This is a genomic window from Okibacterium endophyticum (assembly GCF_054780075.1).
In genome coordinates this window covers 36,409-52,545 of the sequence record NZ_BAAGXA010000007.1, presented here as the reverse complement: position 1 = coordinate 52,545, position 16,137 = coordinate 36,409, and the positions used below count along the sequence as shown (strand labels likewise).

Annotated in this window: 16 protein-coding genes and 1 pseudogene; 7 read left to right on the top strand and 10 right to left on the bottom strand. The window is 66.4% G+C overall.

The genetic code is table 11. The features are described from left to right. Nucleotides 1-14 precede the first annotated feature (14 nt). On the bottom strand, nucleotides 15-1,307 hold the full coding sequence (locus tag ACYVF5_RS10075; RefSeq protein ID WP_460945913.1) for a hypothetical protein: 1,293 nt from the start codon (nucleotides 1,305-1,307) through the stop codon (nucleotides 15-17). A 16-nt stretch (nucleotides 1,308-1,323) separates the two neighbouring features. Between ACYVF5_RS10075 and ACYVF5_RS10070 the strand changes: the two genes are divergently transcribed. Beyond that, nucleotides 1,324-1,425 (top strand): hypothetical protein, encoded by a 102-nt coding sequence (locus tag ACYVF5_RS10070; protein WP_460945911.1) that lies wholly within the window; start codon nucleotides 1,324-1,326, stop codon nucleotides 1,423-1,425. Between the two features lie 33 nt (nucleotides 1,426-1,458). On the opposite strand, the gene ACYVF5_RS10065 is transcribed toward ACYVF5_RS10070, so the two are convergent. From ACYVF5_RS10065 to ACYVF5_RS10040, 6 genes and pseudogenes are all read right to left on the bottom strand, one after another. Further along, a complete protein-coding gene (locus ACYVF5_RS10065) occupies nucleotides 1,459-1,683 on the bottom strand; it encodes a toxin-antitoxin system YwqK family antitoxin (protein ID WP_460945909.1) in 225 nt (74 codons plus the stop codon). A 43-nt stretch (nucleotides 1,684-1,726) separates the two neighbouring features. Beyond that, complete coding sequence (locus tag ACYVF5_RS10060; protein WP_460945907.1) at nucleotides 1,727-2,506, bottom strand: hypothetical protein; 780 nt, start codon at nucleotides 2,504-2,506, stop codon at nucleotides 1,727-1,729. Between the two features lie 101 nt (nucleotides 2,507-2,607). Continuing rightward, complete coding sequence (locus ACYVF5_RS10055) at nucleotides 2,608-3,339, bottom strand: hypothetical protein (protein ID WP_460946651.1); 732 nt, start codon at nucleotides 3,337-3,339, stop codon at nucleotides 2,608-2,610. A gap of 24 nt (nucleotides 3,340-3,363) precedes the next feature. Beyond that, nucleotides 3,364-3,507, bottom strand: a pseudogene (locus ACYVF5_RS10050) (helix-turn-helix domain-containing protein); the annotation flags it as partial. 135 nt (nucleotides 3,508-3,642) lie between these two features. Beyond that, entirely contained in the window at nucleotides 3,643-4,353 is a 711-nt protein-coding gene (locus ACYVF5_RS10045; protein WP_460945905.1) for a response regulator transcription factor, read from the bottom strand. Next, on the bottom strand, nucleotides 4,350-5,582 hold the full coding sequence (locus ACYVF5_RS10040; protein WP_460945903.1) for a sensor histidine kinase: 1,233 nt from the start codon (nucleotides 5,580-5,582) through the stop codon (nucleotides 4,350-4,352). The genes ACYVF5_RS10045 and ACYVF5_RS10040 overlap by 4 nt, the downstream gene beginning before the upstream one ends. Before the next feature lie 259 nt (nucleotides 5,583-5,841). Between ACYVF5_RS10040 and ACYVF5_RS10035 the strand changes: the two genes are divergently transcribed. Beyond that, nucleotides 5,842-6,576, top strand: a complete 735-nt coding sequence (locus ACYVF5_RS10035; RefSeq protein WP_460945901.1) for an ABC transporter ATP-binding protein — start codon at nucleotides 5,842-5,844, stop codon at nucleotides 6,574-6,576. Then, a complete protein-coding gene (locus tag ACYVF5_RS10030) occupies nucleotides 6,573-7,916 on the top strand; it encodes an FtsX-like permease family protein (protein WP_460945899.1) in 1,344 nt (447 codons plus the stop codon). The genes ACYVF5_RS10035 and ACYVF5_RS10030 overlap by 4 nt, the downstream gene beginning before the upstream one ends. Before the next feature lie 65 nt (nucleotides 7,917-7,981). Here the strand turns inward: ACYVF5_RS10030 and ACYVF5_RS10025 are convergent, their stop codons facing one another. Beyond that, nucleotides 7,982-8,893: a lysostaphin resistance A-like protein gene (locus ACYVF5_RS10025; RefSeq protein WP_460945897.1), complete on the bottom strand. Its 912-nt coding sequence runs from the start codon at nucleotides 8,891-8,893 to the stop codon at nucleotides 7,982-7,984. A 143-nt stretch (nucleotides 8,894-9,036) separates the two neighbouring features. Here ACYVF5_RS10025 and ACYVF5_RS10020 point away from each other — a divergent pair, with 143 nt between their 5' ends. Next, nucleotides 9,037-10,242 carry a sensor histidine kinase gene (locus ACYVF5_RS10020; RefSeq protein WP_460945895.1) on the top strand — a complete coding sequence of 402 codons (1,206 nt, stop codon included), beginning with the start codon at nucleotides 9,037-9,039 and terminating at the stop codon, nucleotides 10,240-10,242. After that, the gene (locus ACYVF5_RS10015; RefSeq protein ID WP_460945893.1) at nucleotides 10,239-10,865 is read left to right on the top strand and encodes a response regulator transcription factor; all 627 of its coding nucleotides are present in this window, start codon (nucleotides 10,239-10,241) and stop codon (nucleotides 10,863-10,865) included. Before ACYVF5_RS10020 ends, ACYVF5_RS10015 begins: the two co-directional genes overlap by 4 nt. 79 nt (nucleotides 10,866-10,944) lie before the next feature. Here the strand turns inward: ACYVF5_RS10015 and ACYVF5_RS10010 are convergent, their stop codons facing one another. Continuing rightward, nucleotides 10,945-11,448, bottom strand: coding sequence for a ClbS/DfsB family four-helix bundle protein (locus tag ACYVF5_RS10010; RefSeq protein ID WP_460945891.1), 504 nt, complete (start codon nucleotides 11,446-11,448; stop codon nucleotides 10,945-10,947). Between the two features lie 215 nt (nucleotides 11,449-11,663). Between ACYVF5_RS10010 and ACYVF5_RS10005 the strand changes: the two genes are divergently transcribed. Continuing rightward, nucleotides 11,664-13,007 carry an outer membrane protein assembly factor BamB family protein gene (locus ACYVF5_RS10005; RefSeq protein WP_460945889.1) on the top strand — a complete coding sequence of 448 codons (1,344 nt, stop codon included), beginning with the start codon at nucleotides 11,664-11,666 and terminating at the stop codon, nucleotides 13,005-13,007. Between the two features lie 150 nt (nucleotides 13,008-13,157). Then, entirely contained in the window at nucleotides 13,158-14,612 is a 1,455-nt protein-coding gene (locus ACYVF5_RS10000; protein ID WP_460945887.1) for a hypothetical protein, read from the top strand. Nucleotides 14,613-14,702: 90 nt separating this feature from the next. On the opposite strand, the gene ACYVF5_RS09995 is transcribed toward ACYVF5_RS10000, so the two are convergent. Further along, the gene (locus tag ACYVF5_RS09995) at nucleotides 14,703-16,085 is read right to left on the bottom strand and encodes an ABC transporter substrate-binding protein (RefSeq protein ID WP_460945885.1); all 1,383 of its coding nucleotides are present in this window, start codon (nucleotides 16,083-16,085) and stop codon (nucleotides 14,703-14,705) included. Between the last annotated feature and the right edge of the window lie 52 nt (nucleotides 16,086-16,137).

Below are 16,137 nucleotides of genomic sequence, written 5' to 3'. Positions count from 1 at the left end.
GAATCACGGCATCCTCAGTCGAAGAGGTCGCCCATGTCGCCGAAGTCGTCGAGCATTCCGCCGATCACCAGCCCGCCGAGCACACCACCGAGCATGCCGGCGCCGCCGCGACCTGAGCCCTGCCCCAGCATTCCGCCCCCGTAGCGGGAATAGCCCGGTTGCTCGAGATCCGCTCGGGCGAACGCATCGGCTTCAGCCGCGAGCGCCGCTGCCCTTCTCGCCCGCTGCAGAGCGGTGTCGGGGTCGCGTTCGGTTGTGATGTCTGCCAGCTCTCGCTCCGCCTCGGCCAATCGCGTTCTGGCCTCGGGGCCGACGGGCGCGCGATAGTCTGCGATGAGCCTTCTGGTCATCTCGATCTGCCGCTCGGCGTCGTCGAGTGCAGTGACGAGCTGGCGCTTGGTGTGTTCGCGTCTCGCCTCGCCGTCCCGGTGCTCGCGCACGGCATTCTCGAGGGCCGTGTTCGCTTCGCGCAGAACGTTCAGCGAACCAAGTGGATCGCTCTTCGCCTCTGTGGACGGGAGCGCAGCGAGAGCGTCCTGCAACCGGGCGACAGCTCCGGCGATGCGTTCGTTGCCGGCCTGTGAGAGGCTTCGCGCCTCGGCGATGTCGCTCACAGAGTCCGCGACGACGGCGCTCAGCGTCGATTCAGCGCGAAGCGCGTCCACCTCGAAGGACTCGACGACGGAAGCCAGGTGACCTGCGCGCCGTACAGCCTCGGCGGCCGCCTGGATCGCCTTGTCCGCGTCGGCGCTTCGCGAGCTCTGGCGCCGTTGCTCGGCGACGGTCAGGCTCCGCTCGGCGAATGTCAGCAGGTGCTCCGCCTGATCGGGGTTCATGGCGATCGCCACGAGCGCATCGTCGGTGTATCGCTCCCTCAGCCGTTCGAGGGTCGCTCTCGCCGGCGCGATCGCCGCCTGGGCCTCGACCGCCTCGGCGCGAATACGGGCGATCTCTTCCGGCGCCTTGCGGGCGGCCGAACGCTTCGCGTTGAAGACCGCTGTCTGCTCACCGAGAATCTGTGCGGCCGATTCGCTCGCGGCGATGATGCGTGTGTTCCACTCCCGTCGTTCGTCGACGGTGTCCGGCTTCTCGTCAGACAGAAGCTGATTCAGGTGAAAGGCCTCGCGCAGGCGTTCGCGCGCGTGATGGACTGCTGCGGTCAGCTCGGCGGCCGCGGCCTGGCCGAACTCCGCCACAACGAAGTCGAGCTCGTCTTCTGCCACGCGGATCCGCTCGTCGGTCTGCACAAGAGCCGACCCTGCCCTGAGCTCGAGCTCAGAGAGCTCCGCATGCTGACGCTCTCGCACGGAACGCCGCGACTTCTTGACCGAGACGACGATGAACACCGTCGCCGCCGCGGCCACGACGACAACAGCAGCGACCAGCACGAGCACAACGTCCATTCTGCGAGTCTATTCGCGCTGACGCGTGTGTTCGTCTCCGGCGCGTCTGCGACGGTCAGTCGCCGAAAGAGGTCTCTTTGTACGGTGCGCCGCCCTTGTCGTACGTCGTCCAGATGCCGATCTGCCGCCCACGGTCGAATGTGCCGGAGCGCATAAGGGTTCCGTCGAGGCGGAACCACTCCCAGTAGCCGTGCTCCACGCCGTCGAGCATCTGCCCTCTGGCCCAGGGTGATCCGTCTTTGTGGAGCTTCTCATAGGGAACGGGTGTCTCGTTCGCCATGGTTCATCCTCTCGGTCACCCAGCGTAGATCACTCTGCTGACGTCAGCTCTGAGCCGTCCTGGATGCGGCGAACCGCCGCATCCAGCCATCGACATGCGCACGGAACTCGCCCTCGCGGGAGACATCTCCCCACGCATCGGCGACCATGCTCGCAACGGTCGCAGAGTCGTCGAGCATCTCGAGGAGATAGTTCCGGCCGAGGCTGACAGCTTCGCCGATCCGCGGATCGGCGATCCCTCGTTCGAATATTTCGGCCGCGTTTTCAGGTGCGATAACGAGCAGGAGCCGGTAGAGGTCGGCGAAGTCCTTGGGGCGTAGCCGTTCGGCGTTGCGACGGAGCTCCGTCGGGTCCAGGCGGTCGTGGATCTTGTAGGCCTTGGCGCAAAGCAACGCCGAAGGCCCGGCCACATATGCCTCGGTCGTTGGGCCGCTGTCGAAGGACCGCAGGGTGTGCAGGTGCCGGTCGAGCACGCTCAGCTCGGTGCCCCGGGTCGCAGACACCGCATGCTTGCCGTGAACGCCGACGCGAGCGGCCCGAATCTCACGGCTCGACGTGAGGTTGCCGCGCGCGAGCGCCATGGGGGCGATCAGGTCAACACTGTCCCGAGCGTGGATGTTCCTGTCGCGTTGCGAGATCGGTGACCATACTCCTGGTCGCTCGGGACGGGCGGCCTCGTAGCCGAGTTCTTTCATTCGGTCGCTCAGCTTCGGATTGTCGTTGAGGAGTTCTGGAGTCACTCCCAGGTCCCCGTCGCGCGTGGTATCGTCCGGGGGCAGCGCTGGCACGCCTTGAGTCACCTCAATGACGGCGTGGCCGCCCAACACGGTGAGTGCCTCGCGGTGATCGGCGAGACCGATGATGACATTGATGAGGGCACGGCGTGAGGTGACAACCTCGATCTCGAGGTCACCGTAGCCACCGCTCATGCGCTGACCGCCAACCGATGGCGCAGGGCGTCCTCGGCTTTGTCCGGTTCTCGCCCCGAACCGGCGAAGGCATCTAGCGCGCCCTGAACCCACGACACAAAGCGGATGCCGCCGTCGACCTCGGCACGCGCGAGCTCGTCGCTTACTGGAGCGATCAGCAGCACCCCTCCACCGGGAGTCGTCTCTTGAAGACGGAGTTCCTCTACAGCCCGCGACGGGTCCTCCACGTAGATCACCGGATTCCCGGCCACGGCGGTTGCTCGGTCCTCACGTGTTGCAACCAGGCCAGAGACCGCGTAGTCGATGCCAGCGGCACCCAGTCGCGAGGCCAGCACACGCCACCCATCAGGAGCGACCACCGAGCGTCGAGCAATGTTTCGACGAGAGAGCTTCGCTGCGTTGCCCGCAGAGATCGCCAACGTCACCATGTCGTCGACATCTGCCTTCTCTGACAGCCAGCCCGCGCGCGCCCATCGCGCATGCCACTGCTCCCTCCTTTCGGCTATGGCGTCGACGGTCACGAGCGACGGTGCCAACGCAACCTGAGCCGCTGCAGCCACTCCCTCGGCAGCCGACTGCCCGACATCGCGAATGATCGCATTCGCCGCCGCAGCTGCAGGAACGAGCGCTTCAGAAACCGCTGAGAACGCATCGCGGTAGGAGCCCAGGAACGATTCCAGAACAGGTCGGGCTGCGGTAATCGCCGTCGAGTCACCCGAAGAGACCACCGTGTCACCACTGATCCGGTAGCCCGTCGCTTCGAGAATTCGCGAAAGCGTCCCCCACGTTGGGTCCAGCGTCCCCCGTTCAATCCGACCAATTGTCGAAGGAGAGAGGGCGGCCAGTTCCGCGAGCTCCTTGCGCGTGATCCCACTCAGCGCCCGGACCCGCTTCACGATCGTTGCGGCGTTCACGATCCCACTTCCACTATTTGCGTATACGCAATCCTATCCGAGACGGCTTGGTAAAGCTACTGCAGCTCCACCGCGGCGCTCTCATGACGGGGTCGGCCACAGTAATCCTCGACGTGCTCAGCGGTGGGACGCAAGACCGAGTTCGTAGCCGAGGATGACGGCGTGAACGCGATCACGCAGGCCGAGTTTGGCGAAGATCGAATTGATGTGGGACTTGATCGTCGATGGTGCCAGGGTCAGTTCGGCGCTGATCTCCGCGTTCGTGAGCCCGGCCGCGATGGCGATGAAGATGTCCCGTTCCCGTGGACTGAGTACGTCGAGCACGTCGGTTCTGCCCTCTGTCACGCCGCCGTCGCCACTGTTCCTCGATGAAAGCGGCTCAAGGTGCGCGCTGAGGTAGTGCTCGATGAGCTTTGCGGTCAGCCGTGGGGCGGCGACCGCCGATCCCGAGGCCACGGTCTTCACCGCGTCGACGAGCGCGTCGGGTTTGCTGCTCTTGAGAAGGAATGCACTCGCACCGGCTTTCAGGCTGCCGAAGGCGTAGTCGTCGAGGTCGAAGGTTGTGAGCACGATGACGCGGGTCGTCGGATGCGAGCCGGTGATGATGCGGGTCGCTTCGATGCCGTCCATGCCGGGCATGCGGACATCCATGAGCACGATATCGGGTGGGTTCCTGTTGGTGACGGCTATGGCTTCGACGCCGTTGCCGGCTTCGCCGATCACCTCGATCGCGTCGTCGGAGTCGAGAATCAGGGCGTTTCCTGCTCGTTCGAGCGGTTGATCATCGACGACGACGACACGGATCACCTTTTGGGGCTGCTCGGTCATGTTCTGCTCTCCGTCATGGGAAGTGAAACGCGGGTACGCCATCCCGTTCCCGGGGCATCCTCGCTCGTCGGTATCGGGCCCGCTTCGAGCTCTCCGTGAAATGCCGCCGCACGTTCTCTCATCGCACGCAATCCCACCCCTGCCCCTGCGCTGGGTTGCGGCCCTGTTCCACGCCCATTGTCGGTGACCGTCACGACGAGTCGACCGTCGTGACGTGCGACATCGACTTCGACGTAGGTGACAGCGCGCGCGTGGCGGAGCGCGTTGGTGAGGGACTCCTGGACGACTCGATAGACGGTCGTCTGCAGCGCGGGGTCCGGGATGGAGAACGGGCGGGTCGCTGAGAGATTCACCGGGAGCCCGGCCGTACGGAAGACCTCGACCAGCTCTTCGAGGGATTGCACATTGTAGCCAGAGGATTCGAGGTTCCTGTCGAGGTCGCCATCGTTCTCGCGAAGCACCCGGAGGATCCGCTGCATCTCTTCGAGCGCGTGGGCGCCGACCGAGCCGAGCTGGGCCAGTGCGTCTCGTGCACGCTCCGGATGCTTCTCCCAGCCTGCCGTTGCGCCGCCCGCGAGGGCGATCATAACGGTGACCGAATGTGCGACGACATCATGCATCTCCGCCGTGATGCGAGCCCGCTCCGCCGCCGCGGCCCGGTCTTCGCGCAGGGTGACGAGTTCTTCTATCGCAGTGCGCCGGGATCGGCTCGCGCGCACCGCCACCCCGAGCGCCAGCGCCACCAGCGACGCCGGTTGGAGCAGCACCATCGACCACGTCTCGCGAAATCCGAGCAGGATCGCCAACCCAGAGACCGCGAAGATGACGCCCTCGCTGAGGAGATATCCCAGAATCGCGGTGGGCAGGCGCCTGTATGCCGCAAGCGCATAGAGGGCGAACATGCTCTCGAGGAATGCCGTCGACGTGCTGTTCGCGACGACGGGGTTGAGCGTCGCAATCGCCACGACGACGATGAGCACGGTGAGCGGATGGGATCGGCGCCACCAGAAGGCGACCGCCACGCCCGCCGCACACAGATAACCGAACCAGGTGTGGGCGGGAAGGGTGAGGACCAGCGCCGCGAGAGTCGGCGTGGTGCAGGCGAGGATCACGAGGATGTCGGCAATACGCGGCCGCTCAGCGAACCAACGTACGAGCCGCGGCCGCTGCAACGCAGGCTCATCGTGAACAGCCGTGGAGTTGGCCATCGCTCCCCCTTCTTCGTCCATGGTGCCGTAGTTTTCCGGGTGACAGCGCGTGGCTGGAGTACACATCGCTCGTTCGCCGTCGAAACGCACTCGAGGGCGCGGACAGGCTCGCTGTTGAGGGTAGGCGCCTGCTCAGGTGCCGACCACCAACCACGGGTGGAGATACGGGGTTCTTCAGGGCTCCGAGTTCGACCCCTGGTTGGTGTCGGCGGACCCACGGCGGTCTCTAGCGTGGGGGCATGCACGAGATCACGTCGATCACCAGGAAGAGGCCCGGCAGATGAGCGCACCAGCAGACAACCGCTCGAGGGGCGATGATGGCGTCTCTGCCTCGTGGTTGCTGCGGGCGGAGAACGCCGGAAAATCGTACGGGCAGACGCACGCACTTGTGAATGCGAATCTCACGATCGCTCCGGGTGAGTCTGTGGCGATCATGGGTCCGAGCGGTTCGGGCAAGTCCACGCTCCTGCATGTGCTCGCCGGCATCATTCCCGCCGACAGCGGAACGGTGGTCCTGCGCCGTTCGGACGGAAGCGGCCTTGACGACATCGCATCGCTCAGGGATGACGCCCGCTCCTCTTTGCGGCTGCGCCGCTTCGGGTTCGTCTTTCAGCAGGGCATGCTCCTGCCCGAGCTCACGGCCGCCGAGAACGTCTCCCTGCCGCTGCTGCTCGCAGGGTGCTCCCGCGCCGAGGCCAGCCGACGCGCACAGGCTGAACTCCAGCGACTGGGGCTCTCAGATCTCGGCGGCCGGCGAATCGGGCAGCTTTCGGGCGGACAAGCGCAGCGCGTTGCCATCGCCCGTGCGCTCGCCAACGCGCCGAGCCTGATCTTCGCCGACGAGCCAACCGGGGCATTGGATTCCCGGACCGCTGACGAGGTGCTCGATGCGCTGTTGTCGACCCGTCACGGCGCCTGTCGAGCGGTCATGATCGTCACACACGACGAGCACGTCGCCTCTCGCTGCGACCGGATCGTGCGGTTGCGCGACGGCCGGATCGAGGTGTGCAGATGAACGCCCACGCCGCACTGACGCTCATCCGGCCACGACCGGCATCCGCGACGATCACGTGGCTGCAGATCACCGCGTGCGGAGTGACGACGTTGCTGGCATTCGCCGTGACCATGCTCGCGGTGGTCTTCTGGCGCGTTCCCTCCGACGAGGTCGGATATCGGGTGCTCGCGATCGCGTTGATCGGACTGCTTCTGGTGCCGTTGATCACACTGGGGACGGCGACCGCACGACTCGCGGCCCGCAGCCGCGACGACTGGCTCGCGACCCTTCGTCTGCTCGGGGCGAGTGCGGTGAGAGTGCGGCGGCTCGCGGTCACCGAAGTCACGCTCATCGCCGCTCTCGGCGTGCTCATCGGCACCGCGCTCTCGGCGGCGCTTCCGTTCGCGCTCAGTCTGCTGCCGGTGCATGGAGCACCGTTGTCGCCGGCCGAGCTATGGCTGCCCTGGTGGACCGCGGCGGCAATTCCTCCGGCTCTGGTTGTCATCGCGGCTGTCAGCGCCCTGCTCGGACTGCGTCAGGTCGTCCTTTCCCCCCTCGGGGTGCGCACCCGGCAGAACGCACTCCGAATGAGCTGGATGCGTCCGGTGCTGGCACTTCTTGTGGTCGGGGCGGCCGTGCTCATGGTGCAGCTGGTATCACCGGGGTGGGGTGTCGTCGTGATCGTCGCCGCCCTCACCGCCGTTGTCTTCGCGGTTATGGCTGTGCTCGGCATCATCGGCCCGTTCGTGGTCTCGCTGATCGCGCGAGGCGTCGCCTCACGCACGTCGGACCCCTCCAGGCTCATCGCCGCCCGGGGCATCCAAGACGACCCCCGTGCAGCGTGGCGCAGCGTCTCGACTCTGGCACTGGCGAGCTTCATCGTGATCCCCGCGGGGTCGCTGCTCGGGTACCTCGATGCGATCAGCCACAGCGCCAGCAGAGAGGTGATGACCGAAGAACAACTGTTGCTGTTCGCGGATGCCCGCACCATGCTGCTCGCGCTCGTCGCGGTCTCGTTCGTCGTGGTGGCATGCCAGGTCGCGATCACCCAGACCGCGGCCATTATGGAACGCCGGGAGCTGTATCTGGCACTCGACCGTATCGGCATGCCCCGCGCTGGCCTGAACCGGACACGTCGCCTGCGCGTCGCGATGCCTGCGTACACCGCCGTGATCGGTGCCACCGTGACAGCGCTGGCGATCGCGTTCTTCCTCGTTGTGGCGGCGGTGGTGACCGCACCGCTGTTCACGGTCGCCATCGTCGTCGTCCTTGTGCTGGGCCTGCTCCTGATCCAGGCCGGCGTCGCCGTGACGGCTCCGGTGCTGCATCGAGTGCTCGACACTCCGGCGCGGGGCGAGTGAGGAAGACGCTCGCTCTGAGCAACCTTCCAACTCCGATACGACGAGGTGGCCTTACCGGGTACGTTTCAGTCGCGTCCGTCGAGGATCCCCTTGCCGCGACGGAGGGCTGTGATGGTGAGCACGAGTCCGAGGGCAGTGTGGACGCCGCCGATGGCGAGCCAGGATGTGACGGTGTCGACCTGAGGCAGGGCCTGTGTGGCGAGGTAGTTGCCGACGTGGAAGCCACCATGTACCCCGGCTGCGGCCCACAGCGACCCGGTCCACAGCAGCAGGCCCACCGCGAGCAAGGCGAAGCCGAGCGGCAGCGCGAGATAGAGCACGTGCTCCCAGGCCGACTGCTGTCCGCCGTTGGAGACGAGGTGGATCACGGTGAAGGCGAGTGTTGTGACGACGACGGCGAGCACGGGTCTGTGCCGCATCCGCCACAGCAACCAGCCGCGGAAGAGCAGTTCTTCAGGAATGGCCTGCTGCAAGAAGGCCAAGCCGATGTAGTACACGATCAGCAGGGCGACCGTGACCGGGGTAGCAGTCTGCTCTCCGAGTAGTGCGCCATCGAGCACGGGGCCGGTGGACGGCAGCAGACCCACCACCGCGACGAGTGTGCCCGCAGCGACGACGACTCCGAGCAGCAGCCAGAGAATCGAGCGTGGTCCCCACCGCCAGCCCGCTGCGCGGATCGGACGTCGTTCGACCCACCGCATCCACGCCCACACCCCGACCGTAACGATACCCAGCACGAGCGCTTGTAACACGAGGGCAAGCGCGAAGCCCCACGGAGACGAGCCGGCGAACAGATCAGCTGCACCGGGGATCAAGACGAGCAAAGCGGGTGCGAAGCCGACCGCGAGGTTCGCGACCATCAGAAGACCGACCGCGACGGCGATCCGCACGGCGATGCCGAGAGGGCCGAGGCCGAGTCGTGGGGCGGGGTCAGCGGATCTCGGAACGGAGATGGCAGAAGATGCAGCGGAGTCCATGCCGAGAATGTTATGGACAGCGCCCACGGGTGGGCACTGCGCCGCAGTCACGTCTCTCCCTGACCTCGGACACGACCGAGGCGGGGCAACTCGTGACCCTGGTCATGTGTCGGCATTCGGCACGCTTGCCTACGCTGAGAGATATGCCTCGCATCCCGACCCACCGCGCCAGACTGCTCGACCTCGCCGCGGGGATCGGTATGGGAGGGCCAGCGGTCATGGTGCTGTACTCCTTCGACAGCAGGCCTGCCTGGATGACGGTTGCGGTCACGCTGCTCCTCGCCACCGCCGTCGGGGCCTGGATGCTGTGGCGCCGCTCCGGACAACGCTCACGAGCCGTGGCCGTGTTCTTCGCGCTGGTCGCGACCGCGACGATGGCGCTCGGCAACGGCTCCCTCTACTACGGCATCATCTGGACCGCCTGCCTGGTGCTCGGCGTCACCTTCTCCGCCGGAATCGTGCTCTGGCTGTATGCGGCGGCGCTCGTTGTGATCGTTGTCGCCCTGCATCTGACCTCGGGCAGCGCAGTCGAGCTCACGGCATCCGAGGCGATCGCCGCAGCCTTTCTCGCGGGGATCGCCGCCGCTGTGGCGGGAATACTGCGCGACAGCCTTCGTGTCGGCGACGCCCTGCACGACGCGCTCGTGCAGCTGGACACGACCAATGCAGAGCTGCGCAAACGGATCGACTCGGACCGCGACCTCGTGCTCGCTCGCGAACGGGAGCGCACCGCACGGGAACTGCACGACAGTCTCGGTCATCGGCTCACTGCCATCGGCCTCTCTCTCGACTACGCCACCCGTGTGCACGACCGGGATGCGGCGCGGGCGGAGTTGAGCCGCGCCAGGAGCGTCGTGGGAGAGTCTCTCGACGCCATGCGGCGTCTCGTGCGCGCGATGCATCCGGTGGAACTCGGCACATTGCGCAACGCTGAGGCGTTTCACGCGGTCGCCGAGGCCTTCAGCGGCACCGGCATCGACGTTCGGGTGTCGGTCGAGGGTGATGACGCGGCCTTGACGCATGAGCACGCGCTTCTGCTGCTGCGCTTCGTGCAAGAGGGGCTGACCAACGTGGTGCGGCACTCCCCTGCCACCGCGGCGGACCTGAGCGTGATCGTCGGGCCCGACGGCGTGGATGCGGTGATCGAGGACAACGGACGGCAAGGGCGCTTGCCCATCCCGATCGCGGAGGGCTTCGGCCTGCGTTCCCTACGATCCCGTGCCGAAGCGCTCGGCGGGCGGCTCGACGCCGGGTCGGCGCCCGGCGGCTTCCGGCTCGCGATCACACTGCCCGACGCAGCGGAAACCACGACCGTTGCGACTCCCCCGACCTTCCGGAGCGTCGTGTGAACCGCACCAGGGTGCTCATCGTGGACGATCAAGAACTGCTGCGTCGCGGCCTGCGGATGATCCTGGAAACGGATCAGGGAATCGAGGTGGTCGGTGAGGCCGAGCACGGGATGCGTGCGCTCGCCTTGATCCCCGACGTCACCCCGGATGTTGTTCTCGCGGATGCGCGGATGCCGACCCTCGACGGGCTCGGGCTGGTGCGCCGCTGTGCCGTGCTCCACCCCGGTCTGCCCGTTCTCGTGCTGACCACCTTCGACGACGCGCGACTCGTGCGCGAACTTCTCGACGCAGGTGCGGCGGGCTTTCTGCTCAAAGACGTCTCGACCGACGCTCTCGCAGACGCGATCCGCCAGGTGGTCGCCGGGGGGCTCGTGATCGACCCGCGCGTCGCTCGTGCGGCGCTCTCACCCGCCGCGTCGACGCTGCGGCGACCCGCGCTCACCGACGCGGAGCATGCCGTCGCGAATCTCGTTGCGCAAGGCCTGCCCAACGCCGAGATCGCCGCACGTTTGCACCTCGCCCACGGCACCGTGAAGAACACCGTCTCCGTTCTGCTGCGCAAGCTCGATCAGCCCGACCGCACCGCCCTCGCACTCCACCTCGCCCGGGACCTGCCTGGCTGAGAGCCTGGTGCACAGGCCGCGCATCACCGGTGCACATCTTCATCCGAGTCTCGAACACCGTTGCGCCCGCGGCTCGTGCTCAGAGGGACCGAAGCCAGGTTCTGATGCGGCCGCGGGCGTTGGTGTATGGCGATGACGTGTTGAGCGAGATCATGCGTCCCATGGTCCATGTGCCGTACCAGGGTTCGCCGTAGAGGTCGTCGTCGGAGTAGCCCTGAATCAGGGTGATGATCTGGTTCTTCGCGTCGACGAGCTGAGCGCGCAGGCTATCCCAGCTGTCGTTATGGTGTTCGGCGTAGTAGCGCTGAGCGAGCAGCCCGAGTTCATTCCATCTGATGCCGGGCGCGGGCAACTCGTCAGGCAGACCCGCGGCACGACGATGATGCCAGGTGAGCACTTGCCGGTTCCAGCCGATCAGGTAGGCCACCAGGTCTGCGGGGCTCATCGTCGTGCCCTTGACGTGACCTTCGAGCGCCGGCTTTCGCGCGGCCTCGGCGGGGACCCTGTCGAGATCGCGGTCCAGCTGTTCGAAGGTCTTCTCGATCGCGGCGAGAAGGTCGTCTTTGGACGCTGGAACAGCCATGCGGGCCTCGGCTCTGCGCGGCTGAGCTGATGTGCCCGCGCCTCGTGTCTCACCTCGATTCTATGAGCCCGGCTCTGTCACGCTCGCTGACTTGTGCCGGTGCGAGGCGGCCCATCGACAGAAGAGGGCGCTCCCGCTGTCGACTCGCCGATCTGAGGCTCTCGTGCCCAGACTCGCAGCGCCGTTCAGGGGACTTAGCCCAATAGGGTGAGAGCATGAACCGTTCTCGCCGCTACGGTCTTGCCGCCGGTCTCATCGTGCTTCTGGGCGGAAGCACGATTCTGGCGACGATCGTATGGAGATGGGGTCACCTGGCCTACGGGCTCGGTGTCGCCGTTGTGGTCGCCGGTGTCGTCTGGGCTGTCACACTGGCCGTGCGCGGCACCGCGCGGAGGATAGGACTGAGCGCAGCGGCGGCCGTCGTCGTTGTCGCCGGCGCTGTCGTCGCCGTCACCGGCTTCCCGCAGTCGTCGCCACGGTGGGACGTCCCCGATGATGCGGTCGGCCCTGATGGCTGGTCGGCCCGGACAGGCGATCTGATCATCGTCGAGGGAACCGCGCGAGACGTCGAAACCGGGAAAGTTGTCTGGGCGCATGAAGGACCCGACGCGAGACCACTGCTCGTCGACGACAGCCTGGTCGTCATCGGCACGAGCGATGGCTCGATCGGTGTCGATCCGGCGACCGGTCGTGAGGTCTGGCGATCAGCGGTCACCGGTAGGGGCATCGCACACAACGGCGACGTCTTGGTCGTCGCGGACACTGCCTCCGGTAGCGGAGCCGCTGTGGCCCTCGATCTCGCAACGGGAGCGGCGCTCTGGCAGCAGGACGGTCGTCCGGTGATGGAGTGCGACCTTGGACCTGCCGATCGCTTCTCACCGGCACGTGAGCAGTCGTACGTTCTTCTCGTCAGGGATGAGGAACGCGAAGGGAGCGCTGAGCTCCTGGACCTGGCCGACGGGCGCACGACGATCGCCGATGTGGACTGCTCCCTCACTGCTCGGATAGTGGGTGACGTGCTGCTCGAGGCGAACGGAGACAGTCTCATCGGACGCGTGGCGACCGACGGCAAGCGCCTGTGGTCGACGCCGGTGGAACAGCCCTGGCAGGTCGACGGTGGCGGTTCGATGGTGTTCACGCCTACCGATCGTGCAGAGGTCCCTCCTGTCGACGTCACAGCGATCGACGTCACAACGGGGCAGAGTACCCGAGTCGCCCCTCCGCCGGGGACGAAGGGGCTGCGGCTGCCCACGGGGGTGCAGCGGGCACCCGAGGTGTGGGCCCTGCTCGATCGTGACACCGGAGCCGCATTGTGGAATCCCAGAACCGGTGAGATCGTCGAGATCCCGGATGCCGTCAGGATCGGTATCGACGGCGTCGATGTGTCTTCCGGCTGGCTGGCGCTCTCGGGCACGACTCGCGACCTCACCGGGGTGGAGTCCGACCAGTGCTGGGCGCTGTCCCAGGATGGGCGGCTCGCCGGACCGATCGCAGGGAGAAGTTGTGACGTCGCCGAGGGACTGCTCACGGTCCAACAAGACGTGTACCCAGTTTCTTAGGCGCAGCGGGGACTCTCGCAGGCAGAGGCCGTTCGCGTCTGCTCAGGAGTGGCCCGATCGTTCCTGAGCACGTGCGTGCGAGGATCGGAGGATGACGAGCGCGCGCCCCGGCACACCTTCGCGACGATCGGGCCACCGAGGCTCACGGCGATGAGCAAGAAGCGGAAGGACCCCGGCCCCGATCCCCGGGTGTTCGTACAGGTCGCCTCGGATCCGAGTATCGGTGTGGAGACGACCACGGGCGACGCCTGGATCGGCATCGACCAGCAAGTGGGGCACGGCTCCGCGGACGCGCTCTACCGTCTGACTCCGGAGCAGTACGCGCACGCACTCGTCTCTGGTTGGGACCTGCGACCGTTCATCGGTGAGTGCTGGAGCGGCAAGCATCCAGAGCTCCGACTGCACGAGCCGGGCGGAGGCCGGTGGCGGCCGGAGCAGTGGCATCCGGCCAGGAAACGTCCGCTGACACCCCGGTTCGCCGGGGAGATCTGGTGGCACGTAGACGCGCTCGGAGAACCCGCGGAGAGCCGTGCGGTTGCGCTCTCCCACGCGCTCTCCGGTGGACGAGCGGCGACCGAGACCGACGACGACGACGCACCCGCGGAGATCACCTTCCCGTTGACCGGGAACGAGCCGTATCCCCGACCGTCCGGTCTCGTCGCGGGCCTGTCGGCCGGTAGTTCCCATGCAGACGCAGTGGCCGTGCTCGGCGCACCAACGTCGGCAGACCCCGACACCTTCACGGTGGAGAGCGCGTTGCTACGGCTTGAATTCGCCGATAACGGCCTGGTCGCGATGGTGCTGCGGCGGGCACCCGCCGCCTCCATACCCGGCGGCGTCCTCGGGGCATTCCTCGCCGCGGTCGGCGGGCCCGAGCACGGCCCCGCGTACCGCGTGGCCGCCGCTCATGCTGGCAGACGCAGACACCGGTGGGCGGCGTCCTCGGGCGTCCGCCGCCGTCTGCTGACGTTCGACGGCGGCGTCGACATGCAGGTGGAGGACGGATACGTGATCGGCGTGCTGATCGGAGCGCCAGACACCGGCATCTCCGCGCGGCTCCTCACGGCACTGCTCCCCGACGTCACGGCGCCCGCGAGCCGTGCCGACATGCACAGCGCACTCGGCTCTCCCACCACCTCGGCAAGCAGGACCGACCTCTACCGGTACGACCGTCGGGAGCTCACCGTGCTGTACTCGTCCGCGACCGCCGACGCCACCCTGACCGCTCTGACCGCGACGCCCTCAGGCGTCAGCGTCTCGTCCGGTTTTCATCGTTGGCGCTCCGGCGAGTTCACAACGTTCCTCGACACACTCGGGCTCGCCGCGTCCGCACCGCTCGTCGCCTACGCGCAGGGTCTCCGGGGTGTGCGTGTGCGCCTGTCCCACGGCACTGTGCGTTCCGTGGAGATCGACGCACCGTTCGAGGGCTTGTTCGATGGCATGCCCGCATGGCCCGCCGTCGTGGACACCCCGACCGCCACGGAGGTGCCCATCAGCCGGCCGTATGAGATCGACGACGGGCACGCCGCATGGTCCTTCGCACAGGGCGAGCTGCGCGCGACGATTTCTCGCGGCACGATCACGAGGATGACCTTCGAGGCGTGAGCCGGTGATGCCGGTGCGGCCTCGCCCTGTCCTCGAGCAGATCAGGCGGCGCGGGCGTCAGAAAACGTTCCAGAACCAGGTTGTTCCGGCCTACTGGGTGTAGGCGGCGTCGTGGAACAAAGGTACTGCCTGGGATGTATCCACCCCGTTCAGGGTCGCTTTGTGGGCTGCAAGATCGGTCTGGTATCCCCAGATGACTTCTGGCCCGCTCTGCCAGAACATGTGCTGAGCCTCGTCGAGAACAGCCCTACGTTGGTCAGCGTCAACCAGAATCTGCCCCTGCCCCAGCAGTTCGTTGTATTCCGGGTCTTTCCAGCCGCTGAAGTTGTACGGGGATTCTGCATTCGTGTAGGTCGGCAGGATGGTCGCCACGGGTCGGTTGGTGAAGTATGTCGCGAACATCTGAGACTGTGTGATGGCTTCGAAATCTGTGTACAGCGTCGCTGGGTCTGTTTCAGTGATGTTGACGGTGATTCCGACGTCGGCGAGTTGCTGTTTGAGGAGCTCGGTGGCGTCGGTGAGGCCGGGCGCGACTTCTGCGACCAGGATCCCGAGTTCATCGATGCCCTTGCCAGTGAAGACTTTTCGCGCGGCGACGGGGTCATACCTCTGCTGGTCAAGGTTCTCGTTGAAACCCGGGAGTGCTTTGCCGAGTGCGTCGTTGCCGACGTCACCTTTGCCTCGGAAGACGATATCGACGAGTTGTTCGCGGTCGACGGCGAGTTTCATCGCTGCGCGGACCTCGGGGTCGTCAAAAGGCGCCATCGTTGTGTTCAGGGTGAAGGTGAACGCGCGGGAGCTCTGCGCTCCGTCGTCAGCCACGGCGAGGTCGGTGCGATCAGAGAGGGTCTCTGCGCCGGTCGCGGTAATGCCCATGGCGTAGTCGACCTGCCCGTCCGTCAGCGCAGCTAGCCGGGCGGAGTTCTCGGCGACGGGAACGATGTCGATCTCTTGGAGCGCCGGCGCGCCGTCCCAGTAGTCGTCGTTTCGGATGAGGACCGCCCCCGTGTCGGCGGAAAAGCTCTGCAGCGAGAAGGGCCCGCTGCCGATTCCGTCATCCATGGTCTTTCCTGCCGGGAAGATGGGGCTCATGTGCGCAAGCACGGCCTCCATGAAGTCCGCGCGCGGTCGGGTGAGCTGGAGGGTGACGGCCCGGTCACCATCGCTTGTGGAGCGTGCGAAGTCGACGTCACCATAGCTGGGGGTGTAGTTCACCGTGCCGGCGACATACTCCAGGCTCGCCAGCACGTCATCGGCTGTCAGAGCGGAGCCGTCGTGAAACGTGACCTTGTCTCTGATCGTTATCGTCCAGACGGTGGCGTCGCTGTTGGGTTCCACTGATTCGGCCAGTTGCAGAGCGAACTCGCCGTTGCGCAGCATAACAAGCGAGTCGAACACGTTGTAGCCGATCGCGAACGGCACCATGGTGACTGCACCGGTGATGTCCAATGTGTCGGCAGGAGAGCCGAGCACCGCTACTCGCACCGTTTGGTCAGTGCTGTGAGCGCCCGGTGCGGCGGCCTCG

Coding starts and splice junctions, on each gene's coding strand:
- ACYVF5_RS10065 (WP_460945909.1), bottom strand. CDS start 1,683: ATGGCGAACGAGACACCCGTTCCCTATGAGAAGCTCCACAAAGACGGA.
- ACYVF5_RS10045 (WP_460945905.1), bottom strand. CDS start 4,353: ATGACCGAGCAGCCCCAAAAGGTGATCCGTGTCGTCGTCGTCGATGAT.
- ACYVF5_RS10040 (WP_460945903.1), bottom strand. CDS start 5,582: ATGGACGAAGAAGGGGGAGCGATGGCCAACTCCACGGCTGTTCACGAT.
- ACYVF5_RS10035 (WP_460945901.1), top strand. CDS start 5,842: ATGAGCGCACCAGCAGACAACCGCTCGAGGGGCGATGATGGCGTCTCT.
- ACYVF5_RS10030 (WP_460945899.1), top strand. CDS start 6,573: ATGAACGCCCACGCCGCACTGACGCTCATCCGGCCACGACCGGCATCC.
- ACYVF5_RS10025 (WP_460945897.1), bottom strand. CDS start 8,893: ATGGACTCCGCTGCATCTTCTGCCATCTCCGTTCCGAGATCCGCTGAC.
- ACYVF5_RS10020 (WP_460945895.1), top strand. CDS start 9,037: ATGCCTCGCATCCCGACCCACCGCGCCAGACTGCTCGACCTCGCCGCG.
- ACYVF5_RS10010 (WP_460945891.1), bottom strand. CDS start 11,448: ATGGCTGTTCCAGCGTCCAAAGACGACCTTCTCGCCGCGATCGAGAAG.
- ACYVF5_RS10005 (WP_460945889.1), top strand. CDS start 11,664: ATGAACCGTTCTCGCCGCTACGGTCTTGCCGCCGGTCTCATCGTGCTT.
- ACYVF5_RS10000 (WP_460945887.1), top strand. CDS start 13,158: ATGAGCAAGAAGCGGAAGGACCCCGGCCCCGATCCCCGGGTGTTCGTA.